We start from the raw sequence: 8,458 nt of genomic DNA, 5'->3' as shown, positions 1-8,458 counted from the left end.
GATTGGTGAAATAACCCTCTTTAAGGTAGGACTTGTGGCACTTGGTTCGTTCATTTTTGGTCCACTCATTGCCGCATTAGCCGCAGCGGGAGCAGCGTTTGTCACCCTTGGCTATACTATAATGACCACACCTATCGGTTGGCTAATTGGCGGCATTGCAGCTCTTGTTTTACTCTATAAATATTGGGATGAACTCAATGGCTGGGTAGCCGCATCCTTAGCTGCAGTTGGAGCAGTTCTTACTGGGGCATTCATTGCGGCAATAGCACCAGCTGCTTCCGCAATTGCTGGTCTTGCTGTAACTCTTATAGCTTCACTTATTCCAGCAATAACTGCCGTTAGTTCTGCTTTTATATCGCTTGGTATCGCAATCATGACCACTCCTATCGGCTGGATTGCTGGCGGCATAGCAGCCCTTGTTGGAGTTGGATATCTGCTCTACAAAAATTGGGATACGGTAGTAAGCTTCATAAGCAACTTGTGGAATTCTTTTGCGAGCTTATGTAGTAACGTTTTCAATAACCTCTTGACGCTCTTTAAAAACTTTTCACCGCTCTCTTGGATTTCAAAAAAAATCAATGCATTGATTGAGTGGCTGTTTGGGATCAATCTCATGGAAGTAGGAACCAATCTCATTGGTAGCTTGTGGGACGGTATCAAAAGCCAATGGAATGCTCTGTCTGATTGGCTTAGCGGCATGATAAGCAAATTAACCAGCTGGATGCCTAATTGGATGAAAGAAAAGTTAGGCTTTAATGTTTCAATAGACAAGACTTCAACGCAGACCATTAAAACCTTTACCGAAGAAACCAATGCACGCGCAAAAAAAATGGTTGATACAGCAATTGTACCCAATGCTCCATCTGAAAAACGCAAGAGTGGTTTTAATACAGGGACAGTCGAAACAGAATACATAGAAACTCCAAATACAAAAGTGGGTTCCTTTGAAGTTCCAGAACCCATTACGATTCACAAACCTGTTGAAGTAGACGCCCGTGTAACCATTACAAATCTCAATATTTCAGTACCAAATGGTCTCAAGGACGAAATCAGAGACGCTGTCAATCACGCACTTTAACGCTATGCAAAACAGCAACGTTTAGCCATAGCCTCTAGCCTTTCGGATTAAATACCATGATGTTAGCTTTAGGTGGTGTTATTTTTTCCATTGAAACAGCAACTTATGAAACACTTGATATGTCTTATGGGGTTCCATGAGTAGAGAAAGGGCGATTGGGGCGAAAGACTGCTCTTCAATTACCTGCTGTTGCAAATGCGGAATTTTCTTTAGCAGGCGTGATTTATCCAGATTTCAAAGGTGGTCACAGACAGCTCGAATATTTACGGCAAATGGCACATGAAGGACCTCACATTCTTGTGACCGGTCAAGGCAAAATCTTAGGTAAGTTTGTCATTCTTTCTGTAGAGGAAAAACAAAGCGTTTTTCATCATAACGGCACCCCCAAAAAACAAGAATTTACGATAAAATTGAGAGAATATGGTGAAGACCTATGAGTGACCTTTATATAACCAAAGATGGCGATATGGTTGATGCCATTTGCTGGAAATACTATGCCAAAGGTCAGCAAGCGCTTGCTGTTGAACGCGTCTATGCAGCTAATTTTGGGCTTGCAGACTATGGACCCATCTTAAAAGCAGGCATCACGATACTCTTACCAACCCTCCCCTATCCGAAAGCCACACCAGTAATCAGAATTTGGGGTAGCAAATCATGAAACCTTTTTGCATGGTTCTGGCAAATGGAGAGGACATCACAAGAATGCTGATGGACTATGTTTTATCAATTGAAATTACCGATGAAGCAGAAAACAAAAGTGATCGTATCACTATAGAGATTGATGACCGCGCCCGGGACAGTGATAACGGCTTTCTTGATATTCCTCTCATCGGAACAATCATTTCTGTCACACTTGGCTATGAAGGGGGCAAAAACCGCGATATGGGAGCCTATCTGATAGACGAAATCTCTGTAAGCAGCCCACCACAAAGCTTAAGCGTGACAGGGCGCGCCGCATCAATGAACACGGCTTACAGAACCCCCAAAAGCCAATCCTATCACCAGCAAACCCTTGGCAGTATTGTTCAAGAGATAGCAGAGCGTAATGGCTATACGCCAAAGGTTGATCCTTCTCTTGCAAAAATCGTTGTGCGTCATATTGATCAAACATCAGAAAGTGATATGGCTTTTGCCGCACGCCTTGCAGAAGAATATGATGCGGTAGCAAAGCCCGTTGATGGCAAACTGGTGCTCGCCAAACGGGGTGAAGGCAAAGCCATCACCGGTGAAACACTCCCTATTGTTGTTATTCATGAGAAACATTGTACCTCTTGGGATTTTAAATACAGCGCACGGGATGAAGCAGGAGCAGCCAATGGCTTAGAAACAGATGTGGGAGACGACCAAAAAGCCGCTGCTGATGCACGAGAACCAGAAGAGATTGATGATGATGAAAACTTTATCCATATGGATGACAGTGGCAGAACAGCACCATTATCATCTGAATCGGAAAAAGCAGAAAAAGAATCTGAGAAAAAAGAAGAAGACAAAGAGAAGAAAGGCGGTGTTCTCGCAACCTATCATGATATCCGCAGTGGTGAAAAAAAAGAAGTCAAAGTTGGCAAAGCACCGTTTCATGAACTCAAATACACCTACCATAACCAATCAGAGACTGTTGCAGCCATTGCTGCTTATCGCAATAAATCATCACGCGGTAAGTCTTCTTTCTCATGTGATATCGGTGGTGATCCGTTTGTGCAAGCAGAAGCAAAGCTTGTTCAAGAGCCCCCTTTCCGCCCCTATATTCCAGCAGAATGGCGCATCAAAAGTGTTAAGCACAAACTTGATAAAACGGGTGGTTACACCACAAAAATAGAATGCGAACTTTTTGATGAAGCCCAAGAAGACACAGCTGGAAACGTTGCAAACACCACACCAGACAAGGACGATACCCTTGATCCAAACGCTCCACAAAACGCATGCGACGAAGGCGAAGGCGTTATCCATATGGATGAAGAGGATAGATAAACAAAGCTATTTTATGATGATAAAAAGAAATACTATTTTTATTTTACTATTCCTAAAAATACAGCTAAACAGCGTTCAATTTCTACCATTTTATCTGCATGAATGGAGCCGAAAGCTGGACTAACTTTTTCACATCTTACCGTCATAATCTTATCAATCATGACTTGCGAAGGTTTTTGCAAACTATTTTTAGCGGTTGGCTGAATCGTAATGCGGAGTAATGGCGCATCAACAAGTGTGCTAGTAATGGGTAAAACCGTTACACTTGTATGCTCACTGAATTGATTAGCTTGAATGATTAACGCAGGTCTTGGTTTACCAAAATCGCCTTGCATAGCTATTGTGACGAGAGATCCACGCATTATTCTGTCCAGCCATCAACATCCATTAAAGATTGATCCATCAACAACTGCATAGATGTATCTGTTTTATCCATTTTTGCGACTAAGCGACATTGGCGTCGGCACTCTTCTGCAAAGTTCGGTTGGCGAATATCTGGTACCCAAATTTGCATTAAACGCAAACCTGCTTTTCTTTGTGCGTTGCGATGTTTTTGAACGCGTTCATTGACGTGCATTGTAGCCATAACAAAATCTCCATTATGTTTCATGTAACGTATAACACAGAAAAAAGTTACATGAAACGAGATTTTTAATAAAAGGCAATAATTGCAATTTTAAATATTCACTCATCCCCGCCTTGTGTGGGGCTTTTTTATGGAGCAACACATGCGAAAAATATCATCAGAAGGACTAGCACTTATCAAACAATGGGAAGGTTTGCGTTTAAACGCCTATAAAGATGCCATTGGGGTGTGGACAATAGGTTATGGACATACAAACAGTGCTGGAAAGCCTTTTATTTACGAAGGCATGGCAATCACTGAAAAGCAAGCAGAAGAACTTCTTTGCCAAGACTTAAGACAATTTGAAAATGCTGTTGAACGCGCTGTTACAGTTTCATTAACGGATGAACAATTCGCGGCGTTAGTGTCCTTTTGCTATAATGTAGGAACAGGAGCCTTTTGTAACTCGGCACTGTTAAAAAAGCTCAATCAAGGTGAATATGAAGCTGTCCCTGCCGAGCTACAGAAATGGACCAAAGCAGGCGGTAAGCGTCTTGAAGGTCTAGCACACCGGCGTGCGGCAGAAACAGGCTTATGGGCGAAAGGGGCTTTTGTTTCCTCCAATTATCAAACAGTAGAAACGCAAGCACCAACGGGGGTTTTCAAAGCCGAAGCATTGGCACCGATTATTGGTTCTTTTTCTGGGCTTGGAGGCTTATTAGCAGGAAATGGACCCATCCAATGGGCTTTGGCCACCATTATGATTTTAGCCGCATGTGCTGGTATTTTCTTTGTTGCTAAACGCTTTCAGGAGCATCGTCTATGATCTTATGGATGAAAAGAAATCTGATGATAACAGGCGCGGCTTTAGCTGCTTTTTTTATGATTTTAGCAAGAGCTTTTATTCTTGGGAAAAAAGCAGAGCAACAAAAGCAAACAGAAAAAGCTTTAAAAGCAGCCACAACCCGTCTTGAGGTAGAAAATGAAATTAATCAAAAAAGTGATGCTGATGTGCGTACTGCTCTCTCTGATTGGTTGCGCGACAAATAAATATACTTCTTCTTGTATTGGTTGGTTGCCAATTTATTTAAGCCGGCAAGATCTGAACGCCATCAGTTCAAACTTAGCAAGAGAGATTTTAAAGCACAATAATCTAGGTGAACGCGTGTGTGGGTGGAAACATGGCTAGAAAAAAAACACAAGACGATACAGAACTTACAGAAGCAGAAAAAGAAATCCTTCAAGAAATCATCATGACCTACAAAAGTATAAAAGTGATGTCTCGTTATACAAAATGGATTGTACTCATTATACTCTTATTAGCGCTTGATTTTTCACGTATTATGGATGCGTTTGTAAGTATTTTTACACAAAAACCAAATATCCGGCTCTAAACATACTTTGAGACGCGCGAAATTCTTTAGAAAATGGATTCTTAATTTTGCTCGTCTCATGGAGGTGATAGACAATATCTTCGCCCATTTAAAACAGTGGATTTCAAAGAATTAATCTTTGAATTAATTGTTTCATGAATTTAAAGCTTCTAATAAACTATATTTGATATGAAGAGCTTCGAAATTTTAATCCTTTAAGGATGAAGAGGAAGTCAAATCTTTGTAAAACGACACAATTGATTGTCTTTTATAGATTAGAGTGGATAATGAAAACAAATTTAAGTGGCCGCGTAAGAAATACATCTTTACCAGAAAATCATGCTCTACTGCCTCTTTTTGAAGCAGTTGTAAATTCTATTCATTCCATTGAAGAAATAGGAAATGATTTTTCCTCACGCTACATTATAGTTTCAGTCATAAGATCGAAGCAAGCTTCACTACCACTTGAAAAAGATACTGAAAAACGAAACAAAACACAAATTATAGGTTTTAAAGTAATCGATAATGGTACAGGCTTTAATGATCATAATTTTCAATCATTTGAAACTTTAGACTCAGATCATAAAATAAAAAAAGGTTGCCATGGTATAGGACGACTTTTATGGCTTAAAGCTTTTGATAATATAAAAATCCGGAGTATTTATGAAACAGATAGAGGATTAAAAGGGCGTGAATTCTTATTTGACGCTGTTCAAGGTATAAAAGCATTACACGAATTTCAAGATAATTGTATAAAGAGAGAAACTGTTGTTGAGTTAACAGGTTTACAACAAAAATATAAAAATCATATTCCTAAAAAATTACAATCTATCGCAAAAGCACTCTTAGAACATTGTCTCTGGTATTTTGCAAGAACCGGTAGTTGTCCCTCTATAACTATTGAAGATGACTCAGAAAAGATATTATTGAATGATCTATATGAACAATGCATGCATGGAGCCATTTTTAATGAAAAAATAATAATAGAAAAGTATAACTTTTCTATTATGCATATTAAATTTAGGTCCTTACCTTTAGAAAACTAGGCTTTATATTTTTGTGCAGCCAACAGAGTTATCACAAAAGAGGGATTATCTCATAACGTTCCTGGTATTCATGCAAAACTGCAAGATGATATAGGTGAATTTATCTACTCTTGCTACGTAAGCTCTCCTTTTTTGGATGAAAGAGTACGTGCTGAAAGAATAGGCTTTGATATTCAAGAAAATACTGAAGGGTTACTAGAGAAGATAGAGATATCATTTGATAAAATACGGAAAGCTGTAGTCCCTAGTATTCAAAAATACTTAGATAAAGAATTAAAGCAAAACATTCAAAACAGTAAGAAAATAATTGAAAAATTCGTAGCTGAAAAAGCACCACGTTACCGTACAGTTCTAAAACATTTAACTGAAAATGACTACATAGCTTCTCCCTCAAGCTCTGACCAAAGCTTAGAGCTTCTCCTTCATAAACATCTTACTAAATTAGAAGAAAAGGCTTTAAAAGAAGGTCATGATATTTTGCAAGCTGAACAAAACGCAAATTATGAAGAATACTTAAATAAAGTTAGCGCATATGTAGAAACTGTAAATGATCTTAATCGCTCTGATCTAATAGGTTACTTATGCCACAGAAAAGTTATCTTAGATCTTCTAGAAAAGGCTTTAAAGAAAAGCGATAAAGGCTACGCTAAAGAAAATGTTATTCACAAACTCATAATGCCAATGAAGTGTGATTCCAATGACATTTCTATGGATAATTGTAATTTATGGTTAATAGATGAAAAGTTAGTTTTTCATGATTATTTAGCTTCTGACATCTCATTGAAAGAAATGCCTATTACAGGTTCTACAGAAGATAAAAGACCTGATATATGTGCCTTAAATGTATATGACAACCCTATATACGACAATCCTATTTTAATATCAGACGAACAGCCTATGCAATTGGCATCTCTTTTTATAATAGAAATTAAACGCCCAATGAGAGATGATGCACAATCAGGAGATAAAACAGATCCTATTAAACAAGTGTTTGATTATCTAGATAAAATTAGAATAGGTAAAGTAAAAACATTCGATGGTCGTCCTATAAAAGACTCTCTTGATATACCTAGTTATTGTTATATTATCTGTGATTTAACTGATAGTATAAGGAAATGTTGCAAAAACTCGAATTTAAGAATAACAGGTGATAACATGGGGTATTTTGGATATAACGAAAATTATAAAGCTTATATAGAAGTGATTTCATTTGACAAGCTTGTAGATAATGCCAAGAAAAGACATCGGTTATTTTTCGATAAGATGAATTTGCCAATAAAATGATTTATCCCCTCCCCGCTTTTAAAGCGGGGAAAAAGAGATTATATCGTAATCTATCCGCTAATCGTTTAAGTGTTTCTTAGATACCTGACTCGACAATAGACATATTATCAAGCCTCTCCTGATATAAATGCAGCCCACTGTTCCAAGAGAACACGCCGTTGCTCTAAAAAGTCTGTTCGCATATAAGCCTTTGTCACTGAACTCCCAACTGAATGGGCAAGAACAGTTTCGGCAATCTCAAACGGTGTTGACGTTGTCTCTGCTATCCAGTCCCGTAAGCTTGAACGAAAACCATGGGGACGATAAGTCAAACCACAAACTGTCATATACTTTGCCATGGTGACATCAGAAATGGGGTTGCCTCTAAGACCAGAAAAGAGAAAACCATTCTTTTCAAAGGGGAGAGTTTTTTCAATACCTCTCAAAGCTTCATCACTTAGTGGCACACGAAAGTCTGAAACTTTTCCTACAATGCCCTTCATATTTTCTTTGGGTATCGTCCATATATTTTTGTCAATTTGTTCAAGGCGCAAATAGCGCAATGGATATGACCGTACTCCCGTCAAAATGAGTAACTTCAGTGCTAAATTTGAAAGGATATCATCCTTTAAGTTTTGATAAAAAGCCGGAACCTCTTGCCATGGCATAGCAGGAATATTTGTTGATGTCGTACGTGGTTTTCCTAAAAGCGCGCGTGCCTTCATACAAGCCTGTAGATCAACATCTAAACCAAGAGCCGCAGCATATTTCAAGCAAATATTGATACGGTTAAGCGCTTTTCGCGCTGTGTCTGCTTTTTCATGCCAAAGGGGTGCGAGAACATTGCGAATGATATTGGCTGTTAATTTTTCTATAGGTAATTTGCCTATGTGTGGAATCACGTGCAACTCTAGAGGAGAAAACCAGCGGCCGTTTTTACCTTCATTTTTCAACTCTGCTTTTTTGCTTTCAAAAGCCGCTTTTGCAATTTCTTGGAAGATATTGCTTTGCTGTATTAAAATAGTCTGTTCTCGAAAGACGATAGGATCATTGCCTTCTTTAAGATATCACTATAATATCTTGCAAGCTCACGCGCTTCTTTTAAAGAGAGTTTTGTAACAGGACCAAGTCCCATTTCACGGCGCTTATTGTGGTGCGTATAGCG

Annotated in this window: 9 protein-coding genes and 3 pseudogenes; 9 read left to right on the top strand and 3 right to left on the bottom strand. The window is 38.7% G+C overall.

The features are described from left to right. The 4 genes and pseudogenes from ACFIK7_RS01245 to ACFIK7_RS01230 all read left to right on the top strand — a co-directional run. Window positions 1-1,078 (top strand): annotated as a pseudogene (locus ACFIK7_RS01245) (phage tail protein); the annotation flags it as partial. 56 nt (window positions 1,079-1,134) lie between these two features. Next, window positions 1,135-1,515: pseudogene (locus ACFIK7_RS01240) on the top strand (phage tail protein). Next, entirely contained in the window at window positions 1,512-1,736 is a 225-nt protein-coding gene (locus ACFIK7_RS01235; RefSeq protein ID WP_375632042.1) for a tail protein X, read from the top strand. Before ACFIK7_RS01240 ends, ACFIK7_RS01235 begins: the two are co-directional and overlap by 4 nt. Then, entirely contained in the window at window positions 1,733-3,046 is a 1,314-nt protein-coding gene (locus ACFIK7_RS01230; protein ID WP_375662784.1) for a contractile injection system protein, VgrG/Pvc8 family, read from the top strand. The genes ACFIK7_RS01235 and ACFIK7_RS01230 overlap by 4 nt, the downstream gene beginning before the upstream one ends. A gap of 38 nt (window positions 3,047-3,084) precedes the next feature. On the opposite strand, the gene ACFIK7_RS01225 is transcribed toward ACFIK7_RS01230, so the two are convergent. Then, window positions 3,085-3,408 (bottom strand): type II toxin-antitoxin system PemK/MazF family toxin, encoded by a 324-nt coding sequence (locus ACFIK7_RS01225; RefSeq protein ID WP_375662783.1) that lies wholly within the window; start codon window positions 3,406-3,408, stop codon window positions 3,085-3,087. Next, window positions 3,408-3,632, bottom strand: a complete 225-nt coding sequence (locus ACFIK7_RS01220; protein ID WP_273791685.1) for an antitoxin MazE family protein — start codon at window positions 3,630-3,632, stop codon at window positions 3,408-3,410. Before ACFIK7_RS01220 ends, ACFIK7_RS01225 begins: the two co-directional genes overlap by 1 nt. A 142-nt stretch (window positions 3,633-3,774) precedes the next feature. On the opposite strand from ACFIK7_RS01220, the gene ACFIK7_RS01215 reads away from it, so the two are divergent. From ACFIK7_RS01215 to ACFIK7_RS01195, 5 genes are all read left to right on the top strand, one after another. Beyond that, complete coding sequence (locus ACFIK7_RS01215) at window positions 3,775-4,437, top strand: lysozyme (protein WP_375662782.1); 663 nt, start codon at window positions 3,775-3,777, stop codon at window positions 4,435-4,437. Next, window positions 4,434-4,661, top strand: coding sequence for a hypothetical protein (locus ACFIK7_RS01210; RefSeq protein ID WP_375662781.1), 228 nt, complete (start codon window positions 4,434-4,436; stop codon window positions 4,659-4,661). Before ACFIK7_RS01215 ends, ACFIK7_RS01210 begins: the two co-directional genes overlap by 4 nt. A 131-nt stretch (window positions 4,662-4,792) precedes the next feature. Next, window positions 4,793-5,005 carry a hypothetical protein gene (locus tag ACFIK7_RS01205; protein WP_375631807.1) on the top strand — a complete coding sequence of 71 codons (213 nt, stop codon included), beginning with the start codon at window positions 4,793-4,795 and terminating at the stop codon, window positions 5,003-5,005. Window positions 5,006-5,271: 266 nt separating this feature from the next. Beyond that, on the top strand, window positions 5,272-6,030 hold the full coding sequence (locus ACFIK7_RS01200; protein ID WP_375631809.1) for a hypothetical protein: 759 nt from the start codon (window positions 5,272-5,274) through the stop codon (window positions 6,028-6,030). Between the two features lie 132 nt (window positions 6,031-6,162). Continuing rightward, the gene (locus ACFIK7_RS01195; protein ID WP_375662780.1) at window positions 6,163-7,314 is read left to right on the top strand and encodes a hypothetical protein; all 1,152 of its coding nucleotides are present in this window, start codon (window positions 6,163-6,165) and stop codon (window positions 7,312-7,314) included. 107 nt (window positions 7,315-7,421) lie between these two features. Here the strand turns inward: ACFIK7_RS01195 and ACFIK7_RS01190 are convergent. Then, window positions 7,422-8,458 (bottom strand): annotated as a pseudogene (locus ACFIK7_RS01190) (tyrosine-type recombinase/integrase); the annotation flags it as partial.

The sequence above is a fragment of the Bartonella sp. CL266QHHD genome (assembly GCF_042195355.1).
Lineage (GTDB): Bacteria > Pseudomonadota > Alphaproteobacteria > Rhizobiales > Rhizobiaceae > Bartonella.
The sequence above is the reverse complement of the archived record's forward strand: the minus strand, read 5'-3'. Positions and strand labels throughout refer to the sequence as shown.

Bases quoted from the DNA above. Each gene is read 5' to 3' on its own strand.
- ACFIK7_RS01235 (WP_375632042.1), top strand. From the start codon at position 1,512: ATGAGTGACCTTTATATAACCAAAGATGGCGATATGGTTGATGCCATT.
- ACFIK7_RS01230 (WP_375662784.1), top strand. From the start codon at position 1,733: ATGAAACCTTTTTGCATGGTTCTGGCAAATGGAGAGGACATCACAAGA.
- ACFIK7_RS01225 (WP_375662783.1), bottom strand. From the start codon at position 3,408: ATGCGTGGATCTCTCGTCACAATAGCTATGCAAGGCGATTTTGGTAAA.
- ACFIK7_RS01220 (WP_273791685.1), bottom strand. From the start codon at position 3,632: ATGGCTACAATGCACGTCAATGAACGCGTTCAAAAACATCGCAACGCA.
- ACFIK7_RS01215 (WP_375662782.1), top strand. From the start codon at position 3,775: ATGCGAAAAATATCATCAGAAGGACTAGCACTTATCAAACAATGGGAA.
- ACFIK7_RS01210 (WP_375662781.1), top strand. From the start codon at position 4,434: ATGATCTTATGGATGAAAAGAAATCTGATGATAACAGGCGCGGCTTTA.
- ACFIK7_RS01205 (WP_375631807.1), top strand. From the start codon at position 4,793: ATGGCTAGAAAAAAAACACAAGACGATACAGAACTTACAGAAGCAGAA.
- ACFIK7_RS01200 (WP_375631809.1), top strand. From the start codon at position 5,272: ATGAAAACAAATTTAAGTGGCCGCGTAAGAAATACATCTTTACCAGAA.